22 protein-coding genes are annotated in these 25,460 nt (G+C 60.9%); 14 read left to right on the top strand and 8 right to left on the bottom strand.

Annotated elements, in window-relative coordinates:
- Positions 1-82: 82 nt before the first annotated feature.
- The 3 genes from ACW9HX_RS16100 to ACW9HX_RS16090 all read right to left on the bottom strand — a co-directional run bounded on the left by ACW9HX_RS16100 (position 83) and on the right by ACW9HX_RS16090 (position 2,032).
- Positions 83-1,363, bottom strand: a complete 1,281-nt coding sequence (locus ACW9HX_RS16100; protein ID WP_457381357.1) for an HAAAP family serine/threonine permease — start codon at positions 1,361-1,363, stop codon at positions 83-85.
- 255 nt (positions 1,364-1,618) lie between these two features.
- A complete protein-coding gene (locus ACW9HX_RS16095) occupies positions 1,619-1,789 on the bottom strand; it encodes a hypothetical protein (RefSeq protein WP_249486693.1) in 171 nt (56 codons plus the stop codon).
- 48 nt (positions 1,790-1,837) lie between these two features.
- On the bottom strand, positions 1,838-2,032 hold the full coding sequence (locus tag ACW9HX_RS16090; RefSeq protein ID WP_064597508.1) for a hypothetical protein: 195 nt from the start codon (positions 2,030-2,032) through the stop codon (positions 1,838-1,840).
- 273 nt (positions 2,033-2,305) lie between these two features.
- On the opposite strand from ACW9HX_RS16090, the gene ACW9HX_RS16085 reads away from it, so the two are divergent.
- The 3 genes from ACW9HX_RS16085 to ACW9HX_RS16075 all read left to right on the top strand — a co-directional run bounded on the left by ACW9HX_RS16085 (position 2,306) and on the right by ACW9HX_RS16075 (position 4,541).
- Positions 2,306-2,689 carry a tautomerase family protein gene (locus ACW9HX_RS16085; RefSeq protein ID WP_096820206.1) on the top strand — a complete coding sequence of 128 codons (384 nt, stop codon included), beginning with the start codon at positions 2,306-2,308 and terminating at the stop codon, positions 2,687-2,689.
- A gap of 219 nt (positions 2,690-2,908) precedes the next feature.
- The gene (locus ACW9HX_RS16080; protein WP_457381356.1) at positions 2,909-3,433 is read left to right on the top strand and encodes a cysteine hydrolase family protein; all 525 of its coding nucleotides are present in this window, start codon (positions 2,909-2,911) and stop codon (positions 3,431-3,433) included.
- Between the two features lie 139 nt (positions 3,434-3,572).
- Positions 3,573-4,541: a 2-hydroxyacid dehydrogenase gene (locus ACW9HX_RS16075; protein ID WP_457381355.1), complete on the top strand. Its 969-nt coding sequence runs from the start codon at positions 3,573-3,575 to the stop codon at positions 4,539-4,541.
- Here the strand turns inward: ACW9HX_RS16075 and tssA are convergent.
- The 5 genes from tssA to ACW9HX_RS16050 are packed head-to-tail and all read right to left on the bottom strand — an operon-like array spanning position 4,538 to position 12,042.
- Positions 4,538-5,620 carry a type VI secretion system protein TssA gene (gene tssA, locus ACW9HX_RS16070; protein WP_457381354.1) on the bottom strand — a complete coding sequence of 361 codons (1,083 nt, stop codon included), beginning with the start codon at positions 5,618-5,620 and terminating at the stop codon, positions 4,538-4,540. The two genes, ACW9HX_RS16075 and tssA, sit on opposite strands and share 4 nt — an antisense overlap.
- The gene (locus ACW9HX_RS16065; RefSeq protein WP_457381353.1) at positions 5,617-9,438 is read right to left on the bottom strand and encodes a type VI secretion system protein; all 3,822 of its coding nucleotides are present in this window, start codon (positions 9,436-9,438) and stop codon (positions 5,617-5,619) included. The genes tssA and ACW9HX_RS16065 overlap by 4 nt, the downstream gene beginning before the upstream one ends.
- Positions 9,435-10,199, bottom strand: coding sequence for a DotU/TssL family secretion system protein (locus ACW9HX_RS16060; RefSeq protein ID WP_457381352.1), 765 nt, complete (start codon positions 10,197-10,199; stop codon positions 9,435-9,437). The genes ACW9HX_RS16065 and ACW9HX_RS16060 overlap by 4 nt, the downstream gene beginning before the upstream one ends.
- An 18-nt stretch (positions 10,200-10,217) precedes the next feature.
- The gene (gene tssK, locus ACW9HX_RS16055; RefSeq protein ID WP_457381351.1) at positions 10,218-11,549 is read right to left on the bottom strand and encodes a type VI secretion system baseplate subunit TssK; all 1,332 of its coding nucleotides are present in this window, start codon (positions 11,547-11,549) and stop codon (positions 10,218-10,220) included.
- A gap of 46 nt (positions 11,550-11,595) precedes the next feature.
- Positions 11,596-12,042 carry a type VI secretion protein gene (locus ACW9HX_RS16050; protein ID WP_457381350.1) on the bottom strand — a complete coding sequence of 149 codons (447 nt, stop codon included), beginning with the start codon at positions 12,040-12,042 and terminating at the stop codon, positions 11,596-11,598.
- 228 nt (positions 12,043-12,270) lie between these two features.
- On the opposite strand from ACW9HX_RS16050, the gene tssB reads away from it, so the two are divergent.
- The 11 genes from tssB (at position 12,271) to ACW9HX_RS15995 (ending at position 25,396) form a co-directional block, all read left to right on the top strand.
- Complete coding sequence (tssB, locus tag ACW9HX_RS16045; RefSeq protein ID WP_169430825.1) at positions 12,271-12,813, top strand: type VI secretion system contractile sheath small subunit; 543 nt, start codon at positions 12,271-12,273, stop codon at positions 12,811-12,813.
- 29 nt (positions 12,814-12,842) lie between these two features.
- On the top strand, positions 12,843-14,327 hold the full coding sequence (gene tssC / locus ACW9HX_RS16040) for a type VI secretion system contractile sheath large subunit (RefSeq protein WP_039767165.1): 1,485 nt from the start codon (positions 12,843-12,845) through the stop codon (positions 14,325-14,327).
- Between the two features lie 77 nt (positions 14,328-14,404).
- On the top strand, positions 14,405-14,902 hold the full coding sequence (locus tag ACW9HX_RS16035) for an Hcp family type VI secretion system effector (RefSeq protein WP_457381349.1): 498 nt from the start codon (positions 14,405-14,407) through the stop codon (positions 14,900-14,902).
- Between the two features lie 15 nt (positions 14,903-14,917).
- Positions 14,918-15,361 carry a type VI secretion system baseplate subunit TssE gene (gene tssE, locus ACW9HX_RS16030; RefSeq protein ID WP_457381348.1) on the top strand — a complete coding sequence of 148 codons (444 nt, stop codon included), beginning with the start codon at positions 14,918-14,920 and terminating at the stop codon, positions 15,359-15,361.
- Positions 15,345-17,138: a type VI secretion system baseplate subunit TssF gene (gene tssF, locus ACW9HX_RS16025; RefSeq protein ID WP_457381347.1), complete on the top strand. Its 1,794-nt coding sequence runs from the start codon at positions 15,345-15,347 to the stop codon at positions 17,136-17,138. The genes tssE and tssF overlap by 17 nt, the downstream gene beginning before the upstream one ends.
- A complete protein-coding gene (tssG, locus tag ACW9HX_RS16020) occupies positions 17,102-18,127 on the top strand; it encodes a type VI secretion system baseplate subunit TssG (RefSeq protein WP_457381346.1) in 1,026 nt (341 codons plus the stop codon). Before tssF ends, tssG begins: the two co-directional genes overlap by 37 nt.
- Position 18,128: 1 nt before the next feature.
- A complete protein-coding gene (gene tssH, locus ACW9HX_RS16015; RefSeq protein ID WP_457381345.1) occupies positions 18,129-20,669 on the top strand; it encodes a type VI secretion system ATPase TssH in 2,541 nt (846 codons plus the stop codon).
- Positions 20,670-20,706: 37 nt separating this feature from the next.
- Positions 20,707-21,345: a YopT-type cysteine protease domain-containing protein gene (locus ACW9HX_RS16010; protein WP_457381344.1), complete on the top strand. Its 639-nt coding sequence runs from the start codon at positions 20,707-20,709 to the stop codon at positions 21,343-21,345.
- 53 nt (positions 21,346-21,398) lie between these two features.
- A complete protein-coding gene (locus ACW9HX_RS16005) occupies positions 21,399-22,109 on the top strand; it encodes a hypothetical protein (protein WP_457381343.1) in 711 nt (236 codons plus the stop codon).
- Between the two features lie 722 nt (positions 22,110-22,831).
- Entirely contained in the window at positions 22,832-24,841 is a 2,010-nt protein-coding gene (tssI, locus tag ACW9HX_RS16000; RefSeq protein WP_457381342.1) for a type VI secretion system tip protein TssI/VgrG, read from the top strand.
- A gap of 12 nt (positions 24,842-24,853) precedes the next feature.
- Positions 24,854-25,396, top strand: coding sequence for a toxin-antitoxin system YwqK family antitoxin (locus ACW9HX_RS15995; protein WP_457381341.1), 543 nt, complete (start codon positions 24,854-24,856; stop codon positions 25,394-25,396).
- The last annotated feature ends 64 nt before the right edge of the window (positions 25,397-25,460 follow it).

Here is a 25,460-nt window from a genome sequence, read left to right as displayed (position 1 = left end):
GTGCCCTGGATCAGGCACTGAGGAGGTCTTGCAAAAGCGGGAGCGAATGGCTCGCTCCCGCCTGGATGCTGCGGGCCTGGAATCAAGCCGTCAGCGAGTAGATCAACGCAGAGATTGCCACCAGGCCTACGGCGGTGACAAACACGTTCGACGCCTGACCACGATAGCGGGCCATTGCCGGTACTTTGCGAATCGCATACATCGGCATCAGGAACAGGATCGCCGCGATGACCGGGCCACCGATGGTCTCGATCATGCCGAGGATGCTCGGGTTCAGGGTCGCCACGATCCAGCACACCAGCAGCATGAATGCCGCAACGATCCGATCCAGAGCCTTGGCACCCGGGCGCTTGCCGCTCTTGACGATCAAGCCTTTCAGACCTTCGCTGGCACCGATGTAGTGACCGAGGAACGACTTGGAGATGGCCACGAACGCAATCAACGGCGCTGCGAACGCGATGGTCGGGTTGCTGAAGTGGTTGGCCAGGTACGACAGGATCGACAGGTTCTGCGCCTTGGCTTCAGCCAGTTGCTCTGGCGACAGGGTCAGCACGCAGCTGAAGACGAAGAACAGCACCATCACCACCATCAGCAGGTGGGCGCGGGACAGGATCTGCGAGCTGCGCTCGTCGGCGTGAACGCCGTAACGACGCTTCTGGTCCACCGCGAATGCCGAAATGATCGGCGAGTGGTTGAACGAGAACACCATCACCGGAATCGCCAGCCACAGCGTGTGCAGCAACGCCGAAGGAGCCGGCACCTGCGAAGCGGTGCTCAGGATGCCGCCATTCCAGTGCGGAATCAGGTACACGGCGAGGAACAGCAGCGCAACGATGAACGGATACACCATCAGACTCATGGCCTTGACGATCACTTGCTCGCCGCAGCGCACCACGGCCAGCAGGCCGAGGATCAGCACGAACGACAGCAGCGCGCGGGGCGGCGGCGTGATGTGCAATTGGTGTTCGAGGAAGCTGGCGACGGTGTTGGTCAGGCCGACGCTGTAGATCAGCAGGATCGGGAAGATCGCGAAGAAGTACAGCAAGGTGATCAGCGCACCGGCCTTGATGCCGAAATGCTGTTCCACCACCTCAGTGATGTCGGCGCCTTCGCGACCGGAAAGCACGAAGCGGGTCAGACCGCGGTGTGCGAAGAAAGTCATGGGGAATGCCAGCAACGCGAGGATCACCAGCGGCCAGAAGCCACCCAGACCTGCGTTGATCGGCAAAAACAGGGTACCGGCGCCGATGGCCGTCCCAAACAGTCCCAACATCCAGGTAGTGTCATGGCGATTCCAGCTCAACAGTTGCGCTGGTGCTGCAGCTTCAAAGCGTTGTTCGACGCTATTGGCCTGATCATTCATCCGGTCGGATCTCCGCATTCCGGTCACTTGCCACTCGGTCAGGACGCGTCGGAAAAAACCGACAGACATGCTCCGGCCGAAACAGGGGCGCGATTCTCCGCGATAAATGAGCGGAAGCAAAGACTTAGCTGAGGAATGGTTGTGCGGAGCAGATCGGACGAATGTCGTTTTTGGAAAAAACTCTGTCGGCGCCAGATACGCCAGATGTCGTTTTATGGCAAGTACCGGCGCCGAATGTGCCATGGGTAAACCCGATCAAATCGACCGGGCCAATATGAAGCCAAGGGACATGCAGAAGATGCCCAGACCCAGCAAGCCCCAGATCGGGCGCATTTCTTTCTTGTTTTTTATACGTATTTTCTCGGCCCACTCATCGTGTTCCCGCTCCAGTTGTTCCATTCTGGCTTTGGCGTCATAGGTGCTCATGTTGATTTCCTTTTGGGTCATGTGTCTGAAGATTGCGAAAACGAACGCTCAAAACTTGAAAAAGACGCCCGCTAATGCCGCGCTTGCCGTTAACACGCCGGCCACTACCGCGACTGGATAAAAATACGTCTCCCACTTCAGCTTCTTCTCTTCCGCCAGAAGCTTCTGCCTTTCAGCCACCAGTTTTCGCGTTTCGTTATGCAGCCTGTCGAGTTCCAGATTTTCGCGGTTGTTTTGAAGCATTGGCCTTCCTTGGCTGATGGCGATTTCCGTCCAGGCCGCTGCTCCATCCTGAAGAGCGCGTCCTGTCCTGCTCTCTATGGTTTCGTGCTTCACATCTCGCCGTATAGCGGATAAATCCGGCAGCACTCGTAGGCAACATCCGTAAATCCCGCAGGACGGTGCGTTCATTTCCTAACGTTTTTAAACAGCCTCACCCAATGGCATTTTTCGGCTATACCCAATTGCGAACCGACTGGCAGCCGCTTCCAGTCCCCTGCCCCATGGAGCCCTCTCATGCCCCTCGTCCGTGTCGAACTCAAGAAACGCCCCGACCCGACCTTCGCCAAACGCGTCGGCGAGCAGATCTACGCCGCCATGCGCAGCACGATCAACGTTCCGGAGCACGACAACTTCCAGATCCTGGCCGAACACGACGGCGAGCATTTCATTTTTGATACGCAATACCTGGGGATCCAGCGCAGCGACCAACTGGTGATCATCCAGATCACCCTCAATGAGGGTCGAACGCTGGAGCAGAAAAAGGCGCTGTACCAGACCATCGCCCAGAACCTGAACACGCACCTGTCGATCCGTCTGGAGGATGTGTTCATCAATCTGGTGGAAGTGAAGAAAGAAAACTGGTCATTCGGCAACGGCATCGCCCAGTACGCCAGTTGATGCATCTGTTGACAGCCCGTTGACGCCGCCAGCATGATCGGCCCCATGAACCTTTGCGCGTTGCACCTCACCCGTACCACCACGACCGCCATCGGCGGGTCGTGGTGTTTGCGCCTGAGGTAAATCCAGCGCAGCAAACCCAAGGCCCCGCCAGCAATGGACGGGGCCTTGTTGTTTCTCCCGTCCGTGCGGCAAGTTTGGTACCCAAGGAGAAACACCATGTCCGCAGCACTGTTGATCATCGATATGCAGGTCGGCCTGTTCCAGGGTCAGGAAGAACCCTACGACGGCGAACGTATGCTCGCCAACATCCAGCACTTGATCGCCCGGGCACGCCAACGGCAAGTGCCGATCCTTGCCGTGCGCCACACTGGGCCGGTTGGCTCGCCGATTGCCGCCGGCAGTGCGTTCTGGCAGTTATTGCCAGCACTTGAGCTGGCCGCTGAAAACGCCACCTTCATCGACAAATCCCGCCCCAATGCCTTCCACGGCACAGATCTGGCTCAACAACTCAACGCCGCGAAAATCGAAGATCTGTACATCGTCGGCATGAAAACCCAGTTCTGCATCGACAGCACCTGCCGCGCCGCTGCCGATCTGGGCTTCAAACCATTGCTGGTAGCCGATGCCCACACTTGCATGGACACACCCGCACTACCGGCCCAGGCGATCATCGAGCACCACAACGCAACCCTCGGCGCGGCGTTCGCGCGGTTGATCAACACTGCCGACGTTGCCTTCTGACGAAGCGCCCACGCGCTCTCCGTATCAGCTCCTACACTGGCTGGTGCGGGGCAGTGCCGGCCATTGCCAAACCGCTCTGGAATCAGCACTCTGACACGACTTTCGCGACCGACACGCCGACGATCACAGGAGCCGAGCAATGCCCGCCACCGTTCTGGTACTGGTTGAAACCATCAATGACTACCTGCCCATTCTCGAACGACAGGGCTTTCACCTGATTCTCGCCCCGACGCCCGCCGAACGTGCCCAGGCGATTGCCGTCCATGGTGCACGCATCGACGCGGTACTGACCCGTGGCCCGCTGGGTCTGTACGCTGAAGAAATCGCTGCATTGCCTGCACTGAAAATCATCTGCGTGATCGGCGCAGGATACGAACAGGTGGACCTGCAAGCCGCCAGCAACCGGGGGCTGACCGTGACCAACGGCGCCGGCGTCAATGCCTCGTCGGTGGCCGACCATGCCATGGCACTGCTGCTGGCGTTGGTGCGCGACATTCCGCGCTGCGATGCCGCCGTACGCCGTGGCGAATGGCCGAAGATCATGCGCCCGTCCCTGGCAGGCAAGCGGCTGGGGATTCTCGGGCTCGGTGCGGTCGGTATGGCCATCGCAAAACGCGCGAACCTGGGTTTCGACATGGAGATCAGCTACCACAACCGCCAGGTGCGCAACGATGTGCCCTACGCCTTCTGCTCGACCCCGACCGAACTGGCCCGGGCCTCGGATTTTCTGGTGGTGGCGACACCCGGCGGCATCGGCAGCCAGCATCTGGTGACCCGTCCCGTGCTGGATGCGCTGGGCCCTAAAGGTTTTATCGTCAACATTGCCCGCGCCAGCGTGATCAACACGGCAGACCTGATCACCGCGCTTGAACAACGTCGAATTGCCGGCGCCGCACTCGATGTGTTCGACCACGAACCACGGGTACCCGATGTGCTGAAAACCTTGAGCAACGTGATTCTCACCCCGCACGTCGCCGGCCTGTCACCGGAAGCCACCCAGGGCACCGTGGAGCTGGTGGGGAAAAACCTGGTGGCGTTCTTTGCCGGGGAACCGGTGCTGACACCGCTGACACTGCCGCCGAAGCAGAATAACCAGCGCGTGCACTAAAGCACGCCGAGCAACGTCCAGAGCCGCCGCGATTCGGCGTCGGCCGAGATCAACTCGCCGAGCAGTTCGCTCAGCGGCTTGTTGCCCCACTCCACCCCGCGCCGTATCAGGTATGGCACGGGGCTGTGGGGTTCAGTGCGGGCCAGATACTCGGCAATCAGCAGCAATTGCCGATAGGCCTCTTCACGGCTCCCCGGCTCACGAAAGACCTGCGCCGCCACGGGTGCTTCATCGACCGGCGGCGCCTCCACCACAGGGGCTTCGACAGCGGCGACCGGCGCCGGTTTTTGCGGGTGCATGGCGATGAACTCCTGAACCAGTTTCAGCAGCGCTTGAATGATGTCCTGCAAGGGCTGAAAACCTGGCCCTAGATCGCCCAGATACGTATCGCTCCAGGCGTTCAGGCGCTGCAGGTGTTGCTGGCTCAGCAGCAGATTGCCCTGTTGGCGCAGCCAGAATGCCAATGGCGTGGCGCGCACCTGTTCGCTGAGCTTCTTCTGTTCATTGCGTGCGGTCTCTGCCGAAGTCTTGGCATTCTTGCTGTCGTTGACCTGCACCTGCTGCACCTGCAAGCGGCGCCAGGTTTCCAGGTTGTACGCCTCGAAATCGCTGTTGTGGGAGCCGAACAGCGGCACCCGGGTCAGCAGCACCTCACTGTACCGACGCACCAGCCACTCCAGCGGAATCACCCGCCACGACTGATCACCTTCCTCGGCCCGTGGATGCAACTGCTCGGGATAACGCTCACACAATCCCGCGATCAGCGCCAGGCTCCCGGGCAAACCGTCCAGCCCCTGAAGATGCAACCAGGCCTCGCCGAGCCAGGCGCTGAGCATCAGGTCTTTGCTGCGCTCGATCAGCAAGGTCGTGGTGAGTTTTTCCACTGCCGGCCAGTTCGCCTGTTTCAGCGTCGATTGCCAGACTCCGGTCGGCAGGCTCGCATCGTCTTCACGGCGCAGGTCACGCAATTGATCGAACTCGCGTTCATAACGCAGATCAGCACCACACGGCGTATCGGCGCTGACCGGTGCGAGCAACTGATCGATCAGGTCGGGCAAGGTTGCAGATGGCAGGCTCACAGGCCCTCCTCGCGGGATTCAATGGCGGCGGTGGTGCCGGTCACCTGGAACGGCGAACGCGGCGCCCGGGTCGGCAACGGTGGAATCGACAACGGCAGTTTCGAGCCCTGACTCATCAACGACAGACGCACGAACATCCGGGTGAACTCCGTGGTGACGCTGTCGTTGAGTGCGGTGACCGGCAGGCGCAAGGTCAAGGGGAAATCCGTGTAATCCATGCTTGGCTGGCGCTGGACCGAGAAATGCGCGCGCATCAGCCGCAGCAATGACCATGGCCCGCCGTACTCCCACCCCGCCTCCATGTCGCGCACCACCAGGTTCGGTTGCAGCGGATCGTTGACCGGGCGCTCGCGGCCGTTGCGCGCCCAGCGCAGGGTCAGGCGGATCGGCTGGCCAACCATCCAGCGCAGGTTCTGCTGCTCGGCGGCGGGATAGCTGATCTGCTGACTGCCGGCCAGCAAGCCCCCGGCGATCACCTGATCGGCGCCACGCTCATCATCGCGGTCGGTACGCCAGCGGACGTCCATCTCGACCCCGAGAATGCCACTCTTGTCACGCACGAACAGCGGGGTCAGCCAGAGGCTCGCCTGCTTCAAACGGTTAAGAAAATCTTCCGCTGCCAGTCGTTCCGGGGTCTGGCTCAGCACCAGTCCGGCCTGGGCCACCGGCAGGCGTTTATCGATGATCTCCAGAAAATGCTGAACCCGCGCCGGGTCGGCATCCTGCGCCTGCACGCCGTTGGCAAACGGGAAGCGATCGGCCAGGTACTGATTGAAATAGTTGGCCAGCTCATTCCACGCCGCTGCGGCCTGCTGCTGTTGCAGGTACTGGCAACGCTGCATGGCCGACTGTTGCAACTCCACCGCTCGCATCGCCAGGGTGCCGCGCCCGCCTGCCAGATTGGCGGTCTGTAACACCTGCACGCAGGAGCCCGTGTCCATTTCAATGAAATCGCGACTGACCAATTGCTCGATCTGTGCCGGCGAACTGGCCGGGTTCGAATCCTTGTACTTGAGCAGTTCGTCGTTGAGTGCGCTGAACTGGGTCACCCGCTCGTAATCCAGCGCCGACAGATTGCCCTGCTGGGTCATCAGCCACTGCAACGCCGAAGTGCGCCTTTCGGTGATGCCGAGCATGGTGTTGAATTGCTGCTTGAGGCTGAGCTTCAAATCCTGCACATCGCTGGCGCCGTACAGTTGCAGGCCGAGGTTTTTCGAGCCGTCCCACTGACTGATTTCAGTCCGGCCACCGAACAGCGGTTGCGCGGTGATTTCATCCAGACCGTTGACGATCTGCGCCATGGCCCGACGGTTCAAGGCACTTTGCAGACGCGCCGCCAGATCACTGCGATGGACCTCGACAAAAGCCTTCTGCAAAGCCATGGCCTGCTCGGCCTGCACATTGAACACGGCGTACGGATGCGTCTGGTCGTTGTGATCCTTCAGGCTCAACCACATGGCCTGCGCCGCCGCGCCTTCGGCCGCTTGCAGCAACGCGTCGCGATAAATCGGCGGAATGCGCGGCAGTTCTTCGGCGACATAACTCTTGTAGCTGGTGAAGTAGTTGAGCGAGGTATTGAGATCGTCGCCATCGACGGTCTGGCCTTGCAGGTTGACGTTATCTTCGGTGGCCCGCATGGCGATGGACACGAAGTCCCGCTTGAACAGCGCCTGCACCGCGTTATTGAGTTTCACCACCTGATCCTGCAACGCCAGTTGCCCGCTGCCCTGCTGCACCAGCAAGTTGCCGCGCGAACCGACCTGAGCAATCCACTGATCGCGGAAACTCTGCTGCAGCTTGCCCGCCTGGGCGTCGAGTTGTTGCTCGACCGCCGGCCCGAGCAACGTGCTTTTGCGCACCTTGTCGAGAAATTCACGGTAGCCCGGCACCAGTTCCTGGCCCTTGCCGCGACTCCAGGTCGAATTGGTCAGGGCAATCGCCGCTTGTAGGTCATCGATCAGCGCGCGCAGGTCTTCCAGCTCGCTGAGGCTGTTGCCACTCCCGGCCTCAAGCTGCTCCAGGTGCAGCTTGAGGTAGCCGGCCTTGCTGACGAAATTGTCGGCCAGGAAATACTGATCGAGCCAGCGCTCCATCAGCCCGTTGAAGTTGCTGACAATCTGCGGCCGTTCGACACTCAGATCGAGGGCCTGCAAATCACCGCTGTCCCCCGCCGCCAACAGCCGGTTGTAATAAGCGGCGTGGGGCACCGTCGCCGCGTTGAGGTTGAGCGACAGCGCGTTGTTGCTCAGTTGCACCAGGTCGTCCAGCGGGGCCCGCTGATTGTTCTGCACCTCGGCGAACAACTGGTTCTGTTGCTCCAGGCGCAGCGCCCGGTCCACCAGGTCCGTGGCTTTCTGGTAGTTCTGCCACTGCGCCGGGTCTTCGCTTTCGACGCTGTTGCGCCGATCCGTCGTGCGGATCGCCTTGATCTTCGCAAGCTCCGCCACCAGCAACGCATGCAGCGGCTCAACCATATGACGCTGGGCAGCCTGGAACACGGCCCGCTCGATCTTCACGTCCACAGAAGAAAACCACGAAGACGGGAACGCCAGCGACACGTAGTGCCAGTGCGGCGCTTTTTCCAGTACCCGCCAGAAGCTTTGTACGTTGCGCCGGGTCGGCTCGACGCGGTGTGCGTCATCGGTGACCGTGACGTAGCTCTTGTGCGCGCCCTGCATCAGCCGCGCCAGTTCATGGGCGTCCTTGACCGACTGGTTCCACACCCAGAACATCGCCAGCGCCCAGACAACCCCGACCACCAGCGCCACGCCGGCCGTCAGCCGTTGCCAACGCTGACGCAGGCGCAACAGGCGCGGCACGCCCAGCGCCAGACCACGCTCGCCGACCAGGCGCTGGCGCCACAACTGCCGCATGAACACGCTGCGCTGCAAGCCACTGTCATCGGCGCTGAAGCCGTCCAGTGCGTCGTCGGCCGGTTGATTGGCGCTGAAATACACGCCGCGAAAACACGGTGCCTCGCCCTGCGCGTTGCCCTGGAACACCGGCTCCAGAACGTTTTGCAAACCACGTCGCAGCGTTTCGAGACGCTCCGGCAAGGCATAGAGATCCGCACTCAGATTCCCGGACAAGGTGCCGATTTCAATCACTGCTTCGGCGACGGCGCGGTGCAGCCGATCCAGCGCCTGATCACTCCATTGCCCCTGCCACACCGCATCCCGCGCAAATGGCGACGACCAGCCCAACGTGCGCTCGCGTGCCTCATCCGGCAGCGCACTGATCAGGTCTTGAAACCCCGGCAGCTCCTCAAGGCCGGTGACGATCACGTACACCGGCACACTCAGGCCAAAGCGCTGCAGCAGATCGATGAAGCGTCGGCGCGCCGCAAGCCCCAACTGCGTCGCTTGCTCCAGATTGCCCAGGCGACTGGCCGGCACTGTCCAGATCACTCCGTCGAGCGGGCGCTTGCTGCGCAGGCGCAGGATCAGCCCGAGCAATCGCCACCAGCCGCCACGTTGCAGATGCATGCCGTCTTCCGGCAGAAACAGACCTTGGGGCACTACCAGTACCGCGCCTTCGGGGTCCGACCACCAACGACCGAACCAGGCCGGTTTGTCGGTGGGTTGCAGGCGCCATTCCGTCACCAGTTGCGTGCCCTGGACTTCATCGCCGAGCATCAGCAGCCATGGCAACTGATAGCGATCGTGAGTGCCCTGCTCTTGCTCCATATGCCGCACTGCAAGATAGAAGCTGCGGATCGCCGCGCCGCTTCGAGTGCGCAGCCACCACACCGCCACACCGACGATCACCAGCAGCAACACCACGGCGACCACCCACGCGACGATCGTCAAGGTACTCATGAGTCTTGCTCCGGCGCCGCCATCGAGTCGGTGGTTTGCAGCACCGGCTCCAGCTCGGAACGAATGTCACTCCACAAGAACTGACCGATCCCGGTCAGCAACAAGACCATCGCCAGAATGCCCAACGCCAGACGGAAGCCGTCCGGCAACGCCGTGCGCACCGGCAGTTGCAGCGGCGCAGCCAGCGACGGCTGCATCAGGCGCTGGCTGACATCGTCGTAACTGGCCTCGTCCTGCCAGGCAAAGGTGAACAGTGCCAGCCGCCATTTTTCCAATTGCGCCTGACTGTGCTCGCCGCGCAGGCGCCCGTGGAAACCGAGGATCAGACATTGCAGGTAGACGTTGGCGAGGTCACGGGTGGTGGGTTGCTGTTCATCAAGAAGGGTTTGAATCGCCGCCGGCAGTTGCTCACCCGCCTGACGACTGGCATACAGGCGCGACTCCAACGGCTTTTCCTGCCAGGCACCCTGCCCCGGCCATGGGCTGAACAGCAGGGTTTCATCGACCAGCGCCACAAAGGCGTACACCAGCGCCTTGACCTGTTCGGTCGCCGAGTCGCCGACCCGCGAAAACGCCGTACGCCACAAACGCTGTGAAGCCTGGGTGGACAGCTCGACCACGGTTTCGACGAGCGCCGCATCGTCCTCGATGTCCTTGGGCAATTGAGTCCAGTCCAGTTGCCATTGCTGCCACGTCTGACGGAACGCGCTGCTCAACGGTGCGTCCTGCAACCCAAGGCTTGCGGCACTTCCTTGCGACATACGGCGTTCCTTGTGTGATCAGGCACTTTCACTGTTCTGGGCGACAAACAGCACCACTTGCCACGGACTGCTGGTCAACCGGGTGGCCGGCGCGGCGATCATCAGCGGCAACTGCGCGTCGAACCAGTTGCCTTCAGCCGTCACCACAAACAGTCGGGTATCGTCGCCGACGCTGTAGGCCACTTGTTCGCTGCGGCTCATGGCCTGGTGTGTCAGGCCGCTCATGCGCTGACGGCTGAGCAAGGCAATGTGCGGCGCCGAAGCGATGATCGACCCGCGCAACCACTCGCCGGCCGCCTGTTCGCTGGCGCCGTTGGGCATGCGCAGACCGATGACCAGTCGCTGACTGGGTTGTTCGTCCGGCAACTGAATGGAAAAACTGTGTTCGCTGCGTTCGAAGGCGATGCTGCGATAACCGGCGCGGATCAGTTCCAGCGTGGTTTCCAGCCAGTCGAGCAGCGGTTCGTATCCACGCTGCAATTCGAAAAAATCCAGCGGTGCAAACGACGGCACACCTGCCAGCGGATCCAGCGCCGACCAGGCACCCGCCAGCCCCAGCAACTGCACATACAATGCCTGCGGATGAGCGATGCGGCTGTTCAGCGAGCCTTCGACTTCCGGCAGTCGCGTCCATAACGCGGTCAGTTGACGGCGAATCTCCAGCGCATCGTCCTGATTGCCGGACTGTTGTGCCTGACGCAGACGCCCGCCGAGAAACATACATTTCTCCCGGGCCCGCGCGCAGAGCCCGGCAATCCGCCGACCCAGCGGCGACTCCGGTAACAGGACCGGCGTTGGCGGTGTATAGGGCAACGGCAGGAAACCGCCGCCCTCCTTGCGGATTTTCAGCAGCGGCAGGCAGATCGAATCGGCTTTGTTCAGTTGCGTGCACAGCCGTGGATTGGGTCGCCACACCGTGATCGATTCGGGAAACTCACCGCTGGTGAGATCCGGCAGAGCTTCGCCGACCACCGACTGTAAACGGCCCTTGAGCGGCAGCAATTGACCGGCACGCCACAAAGGGCTGATTGCCAGATACACGGTGACCGTTGCATCGTCGGTTTCGTTGATCGACGGGCCGACATCCAGTTCCAGCAACGGCCCGACACCCGCCTGCAGATTGACCGGCAAACCATCGGGCATCGTTCCCTGCAAGGACATCACACGCACCACCCCGGCACTCATCGCCGAAGGGTCGAACTCCATGTGACTGACCCCAAAGAACCACGGATTGCAGGCCTGGGCCAGATGCGCGCCGAGCGCCTCGGCCCGCAGGCCCTGCAACTGAAAATGCTGTGGCAGCAATTGCATGCCTTCATGCCAGCAGACCGCGTCAGGTAGCAGACTCATACGACTCCCTTCGACTGCACCGCGAACCGGCGGCGGACGGTGTTTTTCAGTTTTCCTTGCTGACCAGGCTCATCTCGCGGCTGTCGAACTTGAGCCACGCATCGCTCTGATCGTCCAGCCGCAAGCGGTGCGCTCCGGGTGTGTTATAGCTGGCGAAGACTAAAAGTCCAGCGGCCCGCTTGCCCCCCAGCGGGAAGGGTTGGCGGTCGATGAATTGCCCCGGCACCAGCTCCAGTCCCCACACGCTCATCAACTGACGATAGTCGCGCTGGTACTGCTCGCGGCCGGCGAACCACTGCTGGGCGCTGATGCCCGACAATTGTTTGAGCAGATCCGGATCGTTGACCGCAATGAAGTCCACAGCGATCGGCGTGTCGTCATTGGCCTTGGGCGCGACGTCGAGAGTCAGGCTGTCGAGGTCGACTTTCGGCCCGAAGAACGAACACCCCGCGAGCAGCGCAAAACCGATTGTTAGAAAAAGTCGTCCAGACAAAATGAATTTTCCTTTTCGCGAGGCAGTCCAAAAATGTTTTTCGCTTGCATTTTTATAGACCTGTTCTAGCGTCTTGGGTAGTTCGGTTCCTACAGCCGAATGTGGAAGGTTTGTCAAAGGAACGACAGGTCATCTGCCTCCCTTTCTAACCTGTGGTCCAGCAAGGGAAAGCGATGAACGGGCCTCCCCGATGCATTGCGCCCGCTCATCGCATCGGAGTCCGCCGACATGGCAGAAAGTACCCAGCACAAGCTCGACCGGGTTCGCCCGCCCCGAGTGCAAATCACCTATGACGTCGAAATCGGCAACGCCATCGAGAAAAAGGAATTGCCGCTGGTCGTCGGGATCCTGGCCGACCTCTCGGGCAAGCCGCTCGAACCATTGGCGAAACTGACCGAACGACGCTTCACCGAAATCGACCGCGACAACTTCAACGAAGTGCTCGCTTCCATCGGCCCCCGCGCCACGCTGCAAGTCAACAACACCCTCAGCGGCGACGACAGCAAGCTGAACATCGAACTCAACTTCAAACACATCGACGATTTCGACCCGGTCAAGGTGGTGGAGCAAGTCACCCCGCTGCGCCGTCTGTTCGAAGCCCGTCAGCGCCTGCGCGACCTGCTGACCAAACTCGACGGCAACGATGATCTCGACAAGCTGTTGCGCGACGTGATCGCCAACACCGAAGGCCTGCAAGAGATCAAATCGGCCCGCCCGGACACCGCTGTCCCGGCAGCTGATGCCGAGGCCCCGGCCGAACCGCAAGCCTGATCGTCCACCTGACCGAGGAAGAATTCGCCATGCCCGCCGCCGCCCAGAATCAAGCCAGCGAAAATGCTGCCGCCGAAACTTTATCCCTGCTTGACCGGATCATCGCCGAGGGCCGCATGGCCCATGACGACAGCCAGCAGGACTACGCCCGCGACATGCTCGCGGAATTCGCCACCCAGGTACTCGACGAAGGCATGGCCATCGACAAGGACACCGTGGCGATGATCAACGACCGCATCAGCCAGATCGACGAGCTGATCAGCGCCCAGCTCAACGAAGTGCTGCATCACCCGGACCTGCAAAAACTCGAAGCGTCCTGGCGTGGCCTGCACATGCTGGTGCAGAACACCGAAACCAGCACCCGGTTGAAACTGCGCCTGCTCAACGTGACGCAGAAAGAGTTGCAGAACGACCTGGAAAAAGCCGTCGAGTTCGACCAGAGCGCCCTGTTCAAAAAGATCTACGAAGAGGAATACGGCACCTTCGGTGGCCACCCGTTCAGCCTGTTGGTGGGTGACTACACTTTCGGCCGCCACCCGCAGGACATTGGCCTGCTGGAGAAACTGTCGAACGTCGCCGCGGCCGCCCATGCCCCGTTTATCGCTGCCGCCAGCCCGCGTCTGTTCGACATGAACAGCTTCACCGAACTGGCCGTGCCGCGTGATCTGTCGAAGGTCTTCGAGAGCCAGGAGCTGATCAAATGGCGCTCGTTCCGTGAGAGCGAAGACTCGCGCTATGTCTCGCTGGTGCTGCCGCACTTCCTGCTGCGCCTGCCTTACGGCCCGGATACCTCACCGGTGGAAGGCATCAACTACGTCGAAGACACCAACGGCACCGACCACAGCAAATACTTGTGGGGCAACGCCGCGTGGGCGCTGTCGCAACGCATCACCGAAGCCTTTGCCAAGTACGGCTGGTGCGCAGCGATCCGTGGTGCTGAAGGTGGCGGCGCGGTCGAAGGGCTGCCGGCGCATACTTTCCGCACCAGCTCCGGTGATCTGTCGCTGAAATGTCCGACCGAAGTGGCGATCACCGACCGCCGCGAGAAGGAACTCAACGACCTGGGCTTCATTGCCCTGTGCCACAAGAAGAACAGCGACATTGCGGTGTTCTTCGGCGGCCAGACCACCAACAAGTCCAAGGTCTACAACACCAACGAGGCCAACGCCAACGCCCGCATCTCGGCGATGTTGCCGTACGTGCTCGCCGCCTCGCGTTTCGCCCATTACCTGAAGGTGATCATGCGCGACAAGGTCGGCAGTTTCATGACCCGCGACAACGTGCAGACCTACCTCAACAACTGGATCGCCGACTACGTGCTGATCAACGACAACGCGCCGCAGGAAATCAAGGCGCAGTACCCGTTGCGTGAAGCGCGGGTGGACGTCACCGAAGTCGCCGGCAAACCCGGTGCCTATCGCGCGACCGTGTTCCTGCGGCCGCACTTCCAGCTGGAAGAGCTGACGGCATCGATCCGCCTGGTCGCCACCCTGCCGCCTCCGGTAGCAGCCTGACCTGCCTGCGCCCGCAGGATTTCCCTGCGGGCGCTCCCCCGTTTGTCTAGCGCGATAACCTTCAGGAGTTTCAAGCGATGGATGCAATCATTCTCGACCTCGGCGGCGACATCAAAGGCGACAGCCTGCTCGAGGGATTTGCGGACAAGATCGAAGTCATGTCCTACAGCCACAACGTGGCGATGCAAGTCACCAACGATGTCAGCAACTCGGAACGGACGTCGGGCAAACCCCATGTCGGCGAGTTCACTCTGACCAAATTCGTCGACACCTCGACGCCGTCCCTCAACGAATACTGCTGCGCTGGCAAACCGATTCCGGAAGCCAAGATCACCATCGGCCGCAACGCCGCCGAAGGCAGCGGCCAACTGCTTCCGTTCATTGTCTACACCCTGACCAATGTGGTGATTTCCAACGTCAGCGTCAGTGGCGGTACCGGTGGCAAACCGGTGGAAACCCTGTCCCTGAACTTCACCAAAATCAAATGGGAGCTGACCGCGCAGAAGGACGACGGCACCAAGGAAGGCACGGCTGCCTCGACCTGGGATCTGGCCGCCAACAAGCTGGTCAGCTAACCAGGCGCCCCGGCCATGGCAGGCACCGGTATCCTTGCGCCGCTGTTCGAACGCCTCGCGTGCAGCGAGTCCGATGTCGCGCAGGCGTTCGATCTGCAAGGGCTGCTCGACTCGGTGCACACGGAACTGTCGCGCCTGTTCAACACTCGCCGCGGCCCACGGCCGCTGACCTCCCCGCCCAGCGTGATCGACTACGGCATCGCCGATTGGAGCGCCCTGCAACAACAGCGCAGCGATGACCGTCGTCGACTGGCGAGGGACATTCGCGAGGCCGTCACCCATTTCGAACCGCGCCTGCTGCTGGGCGAGGTTCAGGTCAATCCCCTGCCCGAACAGCCACAGCGATTGAGCATCCGCCTGCTCGGCGAATTGCGCAGCGGCTCGCAGCACTGGCCGGTGGCATTTGTCATCGAGCCGGGCAACGAGGGGCTGGAGGTGCGCCATGAGCGACTCGATTGACCCGCAACTGCTCGACTACTACCAACGCGAACTGACCTGGTTGCGCCACGCCGGCAGCCAGTTTGCCGAGCGCTATCCGAAGGTTGCGCGGCGGCTGGAACTGTCTCCCGGTGAATGCCCGGACCCGCACGTCGAGCGATTGCTCGAAGGCTTCGCCCTGCTCGCGGCGCGTCTGCAACGGCGTCTGGATGACGACTACGCCGAGTTCAGCGATGCGTTGCTGGAGCAGCTCTACCCCTTGGCCGTGCGCCCGCTGCCGTCTTGCGCCATCGTGCAGTTCGAGCCTGACCCGAGCAAAGGCAAACTCGACGGCGGCTATCCCTTGCCCCGGGACACTCCGCTGTTCGTCACCACCAGCAAGGGCGAAAGCATTCACTTTCGCACCAGTGCTGCGGTGCGGTTGTGGCCGATCGAAGTGACTGAAGCACTGTTGCTCGGCAGTGACGAAGCCCAGGCGTTGACCGGTGTGGCGCAGTCTCGTTCGGCTTTGCGCCTGAGCCTGCGTTGCCTTGGCGAAAGCCGATGGTCTGAGCTGAACATCGAAAGTTTACGCATTCATCTGGCCGCCTCACCGGTGATCAACGCGGGCCTCTATGACTTGCTCGGCGCTCATGCAGTGCAGGTACTCGCAGGCTCACCGGGAAGTATTCCGGCGAAGTTGAAGGGACTGCCGCAGATCGTCGGGTTCGCCGACGACGAAGTCTTGCTGCCGGACGAGGACGGTGTGCATCCGGGCATGCGTCTTCTGGCAGAGTACTTTACGTTTCCCGAGAAGTTTCATTTCTTCGACCTGCCACTCGGCGGTGTTTCCAGCGACAGCCAGACGCTCTACCTCTACATCGTTTTCGACCGTGCACCGGCCGGCCGTTTGCACTTGCAGGCCAGCGATATCGCACTGGGCTGTGCACCGGTGATCAACCTGTTCCCACGCACCTCCGAGCCGTTGCGCCCCGACGGCACCCGCAGCGAATACCGGTTGATCGCCGACAGCCACCGGGAAAACAGCGTCGAGATCCACAGTATTCGAGGGATGCGCTCCAGCTCCAATGCCGGCGTGCAACGGTTGCCGGCGTATTACGGCAGCCAGCACAGCGGCGGCGATCAACAGCGTTACTGGCATGCGCGGCGAGTCAGTGGCCAGTCGCCGAACCGGCTCGGCAGTGATCTTCTGGTCAGCGTCGTCGACACCCGTTTTGAACCGCAAACCGACCTGCCCGACTACAGCCTCACGGCCGAACTGCTGTGCACCAACCGGCATCTGGCCCAGAGCCTGCCAGCCGGTACGCCGCTGGGATTCGAGCGGCCGGGGCCGGTGGCGTGGGCACGCCTGCGCAATCCGCCGAGCCCGCAGAGTCTGCCGCGACTGGACGGCGATTCACGCTGGCGACTGGTGTCGCAACTGACCCTCAATCATCTGTCGCTGGTCGAAGGGCCACAGGCCCTGGATGCACTGAAGGAAATTCTTCATCTGCATAACCTGCGCGATGAAGCCAGCGCCCTGCGCCAGATCGAAGGTTTGCTGGGCCTCGCTTGCGAACGGGTGATCGGCCACGTCGGCGCCGATGCCTGGCGTGGCTGGCGCAATGGACTCGAAGTGCAATTGCAGCTCGATCCGCAACATTTCGTCGGCAGCAGCGCGGTGTTGTTCTCGGCGGTACTCGCGCAGTTCTTTTCGGTGTACGCCACGGCCAATCGCTTTGTGCGCACGGTGCTCATGCAGGCTGACAAGGAGGTCAAGGCATGGCAACCCCAAGCCGGCATGCCCCTGTCGCTCTGACGCTGGGCCAGCGACTGCGCCGCGATCCGCAGGCATTCGAATGGTTGCAGGCGTTGCTGTTGCTGGAGCGCGAACAGCCGCAGGCCGATTCCCTTGGCTCGGGTACATCCCCGCAGACCGAAGCGTTGAAACTGCGCGGGCCATTGACGCCAGTGTTCGCCGCCAGCCAGATCGAAAGCCTTGAGGAAAAACCGGGCGAACCACTGACCCTGAACACTCCGATGTTCGGCCTCGGCGGTCCCGACGGCCCGCTGCCCTACGCCTATCAGGAATGGCTGCAACAACGGGCCCGGGCCAAGGATCTCGCGCCCGCCGAATTTCTCGATCTGTTCCAGCATCGGCTGCTCAGCCTGCTCTACAAGGTGATGCGCAAACACCGGATCGCCCTCGGCTTTACCACGCCCGGCGCTTCGCCGGTGCAAGCGCAATTGCGGGCGCTGACCGGGTTGTTGCCCAAGTCCCTGCAAGAACGCCAAGGGATTCCAGACTGCGCCGTTCTGGCCTGCACCGCGCTCTACGCCGATGGCCGCCGATCTCTGGCGGGGTTCGCAGCCGTTGTCCGCGAGCAGTTTTCCGTACCGGTGGAGCTGAGCGCCTACGAAGGCGCATGGCGTGAGATTCCGGCTGCCAGCCGCAGCGTGATGAAGGCCGGCGGACGCAACCTGCAACTCGGACGCAGCGCCGTGGCCGGTACTCGGGTCTGGGATGAACACGCGGGGATTCGCCTGACGCTTGGCCCCTTGTCTTCGGCGCAGGCCGGGCGTTTCTTGCCGGACGGTGAAGCGCACCCCGCACTGGCGAGCCTGGCGGCGCTGTATTTCGGCCCGGATCTGGACGTGAAACTGGTGATGCTGGTGCGTGGTGCCGGACCGATGAAGCTCGGTCGCCAGGCCCCGGTGCTGCTGAGCTGGAACGGCGGATTGCAACGGCAGGCCAGCCTCACTGTGCAGCGCATCGAAACCCGTCTTCGTCAGCTGGAGATCACCTGAAATGGAACTGGCCAGCCTGATCGGACGCCTCAACCCGGACAACCGCCGCGCCCTCGAACGCGCCGCCCAGCGCTGTTTGCAGCGCGGGCATCACTTTGTCGAAATCGAGCATCTGTTGCTGGAACTGCTCGACATCGAAGGAGGTGATTTCGCGTACCTGCTGCCACGTTTCGGGCTGGAACGGGATGCACTGACAGCTGAAATCAACAAGGCACTGGACCTGTTCAAGGCTGGCAGTACCCGCACCCCGGCACTGTCATCGCACACGCTGGGATTGCTGGAAGACGCGGTGGTGCAGGCCAGCGTGTTGGGGATCGACGGTATTCGTTCCGGGCTTCTGCTGTTGGCCTTGATCGACCGTGACGAGCGCCGCAGCCTGCTGCTCAACAGTGCTTCGTCACTGCTGCGAATCCCCAAGGAAGCCTTGCGGGCGAATCTGCTGGACTGGACCGAAAACTCCCGCGAGCACGTCGGCCCGCGCTCAATGTCCTCCGGAAATCCTGCACCTCGGCAGGACTCGGTGCTGGATCAATACACCCAGGACCTGACTGCCGACGCCCACGCCGGGCGCATTGACCCGATCGTTGGTCGCGACGGCGAGATTCGTCAGTGCATCGATATTCTTTTGCGGCGCCGGCAAAACAACCCGATTCTGGTAGGCGCACCGGGCGTGGGCAAAACCGCCGTGGTCGAAGGCCTGGCGCTGCGCATTGCCGCCGCAGACGTACCGCCGTCGTTGCAGGAAGTCAGCCTGCGGGTGCTCGACCTCGGCCTGTTGCAGGCAGGCGCGGGGGTCAAAGGTGAATTCGAACAACGACTCAAAGGTGTGATCGACGCGGTGCGCAACGCCGACAAGCCGATCATCCTGTTTATCGACGAGGCCCACACACTGATCGGCGCCGGCGGTGCCGAGGGCGGCAGCGATGCAGCCAACCTGCTCAAGCCAGCGCTGGCCCGAGGCGAGTTGCGCACCCTCGCCGCCACGACCTGGATGGAATACAAGAAATACTTCGAGAAAGACCCGGCCCTCGTCCGCCGCTTTCAGCTTGTGCAGGTCGAGGAACCTGACGAAATCACCGCCGTGGAAATGCTCCGCGGTGTGGCTGCCAAACTCGAACAGCACCACGGTGTGCAAGTGCTGGATGCGGCGATCCACGACGCGGTGAAACTCTCACACCGCTACATCTCCGGCCGTCAGTTGCCGGACAAAGCCATCAGCGTCCTCGACACCGCGTGCGCCCGGGTCGCCCTCGGCCAGCACGACGTGCCGCCACCGCTGGAGAGCCTGCGCCATCGCCAGCAAAGCCTGAAAGAAGAAGTCGAACGCCTGCGCCGCGAACAAGCCACAGGGCTCGATCACCGCGAACGCATCACCTTGCTGGAAAGTGAATCGAAGACCAACGTCCAGGCGATCCGCGAACTGGAAACCCGCTGGAGCGAAGAGCGCGTCGCCGTGCGCGAACTGCTCGACACCCGCCGCGAATTGCTCGACCTCAGTGAACGCGCCGACAGCGACAAACCCGACGAGGCCACTGACAGCCGCATCGATCACCTGGCCGCCGAACTGCTGCGCCTGGAAGCCGGGCTCGATGCGATTCGCCAGGATGATCCGCTGGTCCCCGAACAGGTCGACAGCAAGACCGTGGCTGCGGTGATCGCAGGCTGGACCGGAATTCCCGTCGGCAAAATGCTGGCTGACGAAGCTCACGCGGTACGTACGCTTGGCCAACGCATGGGCTTGCGTGTGATGGGCCAGACCACAGCGCTGGCAACCATTGCCCAGCGTCTCCAGGCCTATCGCGCCGGGCTCACCGATCCGCAAAAACCTGTCGGTGTGTTCTTGCTGGTCGGGCCCACGGGCGTTGGCAAAACCGAAACCGCGTATGCGCTGGCCGATGCCTTGTACGGCGGCGAACGCAATCTGATCAGCATCAACCTCTCCGAATATCAGGAAGCCCACACCGTCAGCCAACTCAAGGGCGCCCCGCCGGGTTACGTCGGTTATGGCAGCGGCGGCGTACTGACCGAAGCCGTACGACGCAAACCGTATTCGGTGGTGTTGCTGGACGAAATCGAGAAGGCTCATCCGGATGTGCTGGAAGCGTTCTACAACGTCTTCGATAAAGGCTTGATGGAGGACGGCACCGGGCTGGTGGTGGACTTCAAGAACACCGTGATGCTCGCCACCAGCAATGTCGGGGCCGAGCTGTTGCTCGATACGCCCGTGTCACAGATCGGCTCTGACGCCTTCAACGAGGCGCTGCACAAAGTCCTTTTGCAAGCCTTCCGCCCGGCGTTTCTGGCACGCATGACGGTGGTTGCGTACCGGCCGCTGGATGAGGCGACGCTGGAAGGGATTGTCTTGGCGAAGCTGGAAAAACTGCGCGGCCGCTACAAGGCGGCAACGGGCAAGCAATTCGAATTTGATTCAGGAATTGTGAAAGCAGTGCTCGCCAAATGCAGCGCAGCGGGTGCGCGGGATGTCGAGAACGTGTTGATGTCGCAGGTGACGGGTAAGTTGGCGGAGTGGGTGTTGGAGTAGTTGCGCGCAAGCGCGTCATCAGGATCAGGGAGGCCGCATGAGCTACAAAACCATATGCGACAAAATCGAAGGGCATGGAGAAGGTATCCACGCCTTCGGCCAATCCAGCTTTCTTTTACTCGTCGCCGACAATAGAGACGGAATCTGTCGAGGGGTCAGTACCGCTTGGCTTATCGCCAAGAAAAACGGAAACGACTACCTCAGCGAAATTGTGAAACCGACCTTGAAGACCGGACTGTTGCATGAGCAACGTACGGCGCGCCAGGCATCAGACTTCCAGTCCGACTATCTGGACATCAGCGGCGACTCGGCCGACTCACCATCGGCGGCAACACTGTCGGCGCTAAGGACTGGCGGGTTGGGGACGCTGGGGCAGAAAAAAGCGGAAACCTATCAAAGCTTCGCTACTGCCGGAAAATCCATTGGAGAGTTCGTGCTGACGTCTTCCTGTCGGTACTTCATCTTATCGATCAAAGGCACGTTGGGCGGGCACTCCGTGGCTTTTTTCAGACCGTGGGCATTCTTTGGCAAAAGCAGCAGTTGTGTATTTTTCGACCCTAACTTCGGCGAATTCAAACTGGAGGGCTCCGAAGGTGTCACCCGCTGCCTGGATGCCGTTGCGGCCTCCTACAATCAAGGCTTGTCGAAGGGCTATCGAATATGGGGCTTCAGTTGACCTGAAAGCAAAAGGACCCTGCCTTTTCATTAATACAGAGAGCCGTCCTCATCATGGCCATTCCCAGTTCCTCCATCGGACAGAGTTCAAGCTTTGAAAAACTGAACAAAAACAATTACACCGCCGAAACAAGAGAAAAAATAAACCTGATACTAAAAAAAGACAGGCTGCTTAAAACCGACACTTGTACAACGGTCATGCAAAAAATTGTGAAAACACTGTGCGGGGTCGAGTACATAAGCACCCCCCAGAAAGGCACTCCCATCACTCCATTTTCTGCGGATGGGGTGTACACACTCGTATTGAATTTTGGTGCCGATCTCGGCAACGGCAATACGCCGCAGCTCTGGGAACATGGGATGGCGTTCCAGAAAACAGGGAAAGAGATAATCCTGTACCAAGGCTGGGTCGGTAAATTCACGTTGGGAGACTGGCTTGAAGGTAAAAGTATCGGCGTCTGCCATCCAATGTTGTCTTATTCACCTGCGAACAGCATTGGTAACCACATCGAAAACTTCATTCAAAAACTGGATGAGCTCCAGAACTCATTAAACTCCTGCAAAGACAACGTGCAGTTTGCAAAGAGTCTTTGCGAGCTCTTCATGAGTACTTCAGACGCCAAAAAGGATTGTGCAGTGCTTGCCATGGCCCGGCAAACCCTTGGTGAACTTCAGTTTCATTGGAAATATTTCCCATTTACCGGCGCGCCGACTGTTGAGACCAAGGCCGAGGCCGAAAGAACCCCGCTTTGTGCGGTCATGTAGCCAATCGCTTTATACACGGACAGATTAGATCAAGGACAATTCATGCCTACGTTAGAGACAGCATTCGGTTTAAACGGCGAAATCAACCCAGCCGACTGTTACCAAATAAACATGGACGACTGGGGATACTCCAATTCCAGACCCTTGGGAACTACCGGGGCCGGACCATGCTTGAATGTAGTCGTGCATAGAAATAACCAGGGCTGCCTGACCCATATACACAACAGTTCTCTGGACCAGACAGAGAACTTCCACAAAGCATGTTTCACGATTCGAGACATGATTTTGTGCATCGGCCACTTGACCCATCTCGACATCTGGCTGGGTGCAGGCCACGCTTTCGGACCTAACCCTATGTGGGGTCCCCATGGAATGGCGTCCATGGATTTCTGTTCCTACCTCGCCGCGTTTCTGGATGAGATGGGATGCACCCATGTAAATATCAACGATAACCGTGCACCGGGTCCCATTACCTATTGGGATCCTGGTTGCCTTGTCTACTCGCCTCCGCTGGGCAAGGTTTTCCTGCTTTCGAATCGCGACAATCACGATTGGGAAAACGGTGTCCATGCCATTCAGACAGGAAACAAGCCCCCCAGACGCGGTATCGCACATTGAACAATGGAATCGTTCCACTGATTCAATCTGGTCCTGCCCCCCGGATCTGACGCTTTTTTACATCACCGGTTGAAGCCCGGGGCCAGTAACCTTGAGGAGTTTCGATGCCGCGCTCCACCGACAGCAACACCACCCTCTCCCTCACCGCCACTTCGCTGTCGCCGCTTTACCCTGAGTCATTGTCCGGCGATGAAGCCCTGAACGTGCTCGGTTCGCAAATACTCAACGGCCTCAACGACGGCACCACACTCACCCTGACCAGCGCCGTCGCCACCCATGTCACCACCACCCTGCACAACGACGCCCAACTCCGCTCGTTCGACGCGCTAGTCGCCGAGATTCGCCAGCTTCCTGCCGACGCCACTGCCGAGCGCTATCAGCTGGTGTTAAGACCCTGGCTCTGGTGGCTGACCCTGGCCAGCAACAACCGCGTGTTCCAGAACCTCGCCACGTCGGACATCGTGACAACGATCTTCAAGGCCCACGGCTTCACTGATTTCAAACTCTCGCTGACCGGCAGTTACACCCCGCGCGAATACTGCGTGCAGTATGGCGAGACCGATTTCGCCTTCGTCTCGCGGCTGCTGGAGGAGGAAGGCATCTTCTGGTTTTTCACCCACGACGAGGGCAAGCACACGCTGGTTCTGGGCGACAGCAACGATGCATTCGTGCAGATCCCCAACGGCCCGAAGGTCAAGTATCTGGGTCAGCAAATGGGTAAGCGTGAGCTGCATGGCATCCGCTCCGGGCAAGTGTGTATACAGGCCGTGGCCGGGGTGTATCGAGCGACGGATTACGAGTTCACCACGCCGACCACTTCACTTTACGGTCAGGCCGAAGCCGTCGCCGGGCCGCGCTCGATCTATGAGCATCCGGGTGGTTACAACGCCAAGGCTCGGGGTGATTCGCTGACCAAGCAGCGGGTCGACGGTTTGCGCAGCGAGGAGAAACGTTTCGTCGGCGAAAGCGATTGCCGCTGGCTGATCCCGGGCCACTGGTTCACCCTCGATGGCCACGAAGACGCCAGCCTGAACATCGACTGGGTCGTCACGCGGGTCACCCACGACGCCAGCCACGAAAGCTATCGCAACCGCTTCGAAGCAATCCCCAAAGCCACGCCGTTCCGGCCGCCACGCACGACACCAAAACCGCGCATGCATCCGCAAACCGCGATGGTCGTCGGCAAGTCCGGCGAAGAAATCTGGACCGACGAGTACGGCCGGATCAAGTTGCAGTTCCCTTGGGATCGCGACGGCAAGAACGATGAAACCAGTTCCTGCTGGGTGCGCGTAGTACTGCCCTGGAGCGGCAAGGGTTTCGGCATGCAGTTCGTGCCGCGTATCGGCCAGGAAGTCATCGTGACCTTCATCGATGGCGATCCGGATCGACCGCTGGTCACCGGTTGCGTCTACAACGGTGACAACACCCTGCCCTATGCCTTGCCCGCCAACCAGACCCAGTCGGGGATCAAGACACAGTCGTCCAAGGGGGGCGGCGGGTTCAACGAGCTGCGTTTCGAGGACAAGAAGGATGCCGAAGAGGTGTTCCTGCAAGCGCAGAAAGACCTGAAGATCAACGTGCTCAACGACACCACCGCCACCGTCGGCCACGATGAAACCCTCACCGTACAGAATGCCCGCACCCGCACGGTGAAGGACGGCGACGAGACCGTGACGCTGGAGAAAGGCAAACGCAGCGTGACCATCCAGACCGGCAGCGACAGCCTCGACGTGAAGGACAGCCGTACGGTAAAGGTCGGCGCCGACCAGAATCACAGCACTGGCGGCAACTACACCGACAAGGTCACCGGCGATTACAGCCTGACGGTGGACGGCAACCTGACGATCAAGGTCAGCGGCACCCTCACGCTGCAAAGCGGCGGCAGTTTCACGATCAAGAGCGGTGCAGATCTGACCACTTCGGCCAGCACCTCGATCACCCAGAAGGCCGGCACCGCCATGACCAACCAGGCCGGCACTTCGCTGGACAACAAGGCCGGAACAACGCTGACCAACGATGCCGGTATCAGCCTGACCAACAAGGGCGCGGCCTCACAGACCGTGGACGGCGGCGGCATGCTGACCATCAAGGGCGGGCTGGTGCAGGTCAACTGACAGGGAGAAGCCATGGCGATCACACCGCTGGACTTGCAGCAGGATGACAAACACCTCAAGGGGCGTCTGCAGGACGGGCAACTCGACGGCCCGTTGAACATCAAGGATGACGGTCGCCAGCAGGCAGACCTGAATTACAGCCAGGGCGAATTGCAGGGCACGTCCCTGCTCTATCACCCCAACGGCAAGGTCTCGGCGCAGATGCCGTTTGTGCGTGACAAGCTGCAAGGCGTCGCCAGTTTTTATGCGCCCGAAGGCTGGTTGCAGCGCAAGGCCACCTACCGGCGCGGGTTATTGCATGGCGAAGCGTTCAATTACTTTCCCGATGGGCAAGTGGCGGAGGCCGAGTTCTATCGCGACGGCGTACGCGAGGGGCGTTATCAGCGCTTTCATCCCAACGGTAAACCGGCGGTAGATGCGCGTTATCTGAATGGGCAGTTGATGGAGCCGGAACAGGGATTTGCCGAGGACGGGCGACCGCTGGATGCCGACGGCAAGCCGATTTCGCGGGTGCGCTGGTGGTATCGCAAGTGGACGGATCCGCAGCAGGCCTGAAAAGCCCCTCACCCTAGCCCTCTCCCGGAGGGAGAGGGAACCGATCCGGGAATATTGGCGAGTT

The sequence above is a fragment of the Pseudomonas sp. SDO52101_S400 genome, assembly GCF_054071635.1.
This window is presented reverse-complemented; position numbering and strand designations above follow the sequence as displayed.

Bases quoted from the DNA above. Each gene is read 5' to 3' on its own strand.
- ACW9HX_RS16065 (WP_457381353.1), bottom strand. From the start codon at position 9,438: ATGAGTACCTTGACGATCGTCGCGTGGGTGGTCGCCGTGGTGTTGCTG.
- tssF (WP_457381347.1), top strand. From the start codon at position 15,345: ATGAGCGACTCGATTGACCCGCAACTGCTCGACTACTACCAACGCGAA.
- ACW9HX_RS16095 (WP_249486693.1), bottom strand. From the start codon at position 1,789: ATGAGCACCTATGACGCCAAAGCCAGAATGGAACAACTGGAGCGGGAA.
- ACW9HX_RS16085 (WP_096820206.1), top strand. From the start codon at position 2,306: ATGCCCCTCGTCCGTGTCGAACTCAAGAAACGCCCCGACCCGACCTTC.
- tssH (WP_457381345.1), top strand. From the start codon at position 18,129: ATGGAACTGGCCAGCCTGATCGGACGCCTCAACCCGGACAACCGCCGC.
- ACW9HX_RS16100 (WP_457381357.1), bottom strand. From the start codon at position 1,363: ATGAATGATCAGGCCAATAGCGTCGAACAACGCTTTGAAGCTGCAGCA.
- tssI (WP_457381342.1), top strand. From the start codon at position 22,832: ATGCCGCGCTCCACCGACAGCAACACCACCCTCTCCCTCACCGCCACT.
- tssC (WP_039767165.1), top strand. From the start codon at position 12,843: ATGCCCGCCGCCGCCCAGAATCAAGCCAGCGAAAATGCTGCCGCCGAA.
- ACW9HX_RS16010 (WP_457381344.1), top strand. From the start codon at position 20,707: ATGAGCTACAAAACCATATGCGACAAAATCGAAGGGCATGGAGAAGGT.
- tssG (WP_457381346.1), top strand. From the start codon at position 17,102: ATGGCAACCCCAAGCCGGCATGCCCCTGTCGCTCTGACGCTGGGCCAG.
- ACW9HX_RS16080 (WP_457381356.1), top strand. From the start codon at position 2,909: ATGTCCGCAGCACTGTTGATCATCGATATGCAGGTCGGCCTGTTCCAG.
- ACW9HX_RS15995 (WP_457381341.1), top strand. From the start codon at position 24,854: ATGGCGATCACACCGCTGGACTTGCAGCAGGATGACAAACACCTCAAG.
- tssK (WP_457381351.1), bottom strand. From the start codon at position 11,549: ATGAGTCTGCTACCTGACGCGGTCTGCTGGCATGAAGGCATGCAATTG.
- tssE (WP_457381348.1), top strand. From the start codon at position 14,918: ATGGCAGGCACCGGTATCCTTGCGCCGCTGTTCGAACGCCTCGCGTGC.
- tssB (WP_169430825.1), top strand. From the start codon at position 12,271: ATGGCAGAAAGTACCCAGCACAAGCTCGACCGGGTTCGCCCGCCCCGA.
- ACW9HX_RS16090 (WP_064597508.1), bottom strand. From the start codon at position 2,032: ATGCTTCAAAACAACCGCGAAAATCTGGAACTCGACAGGCTGCATAAC.
- ACW9HX_RS16075 (WP_457381355.1), top strand. From the start codon at position 3,573: ATGCCCGCCACCGTTCTGGTACTGGTTGAAACCATCAATGACTACCTG.
- ACW9HX_RS16060 (WP_457381352.1), bottom strand. From the start codon at position 10,199: ATGTCGCAAGGAAGTGCCGCAAGCCTTGGGTTGCAGGACGCACCGTTG.
- ACW9HX_RS16005 (WP_457381343.1), top strand. From the start codon at position 21,399: ATGGCCATTCCCAGTTCCTCCATCGGACAGAGTTCAAGCTTTGAAAAA.
- ACW9HX_RS16035 (WP_457381349.1), top strand. From the start codon at position 14,405: ATGGATGCAATCATTCTCGACCTCGGCGGCGACATCAAAGGCGACAGC.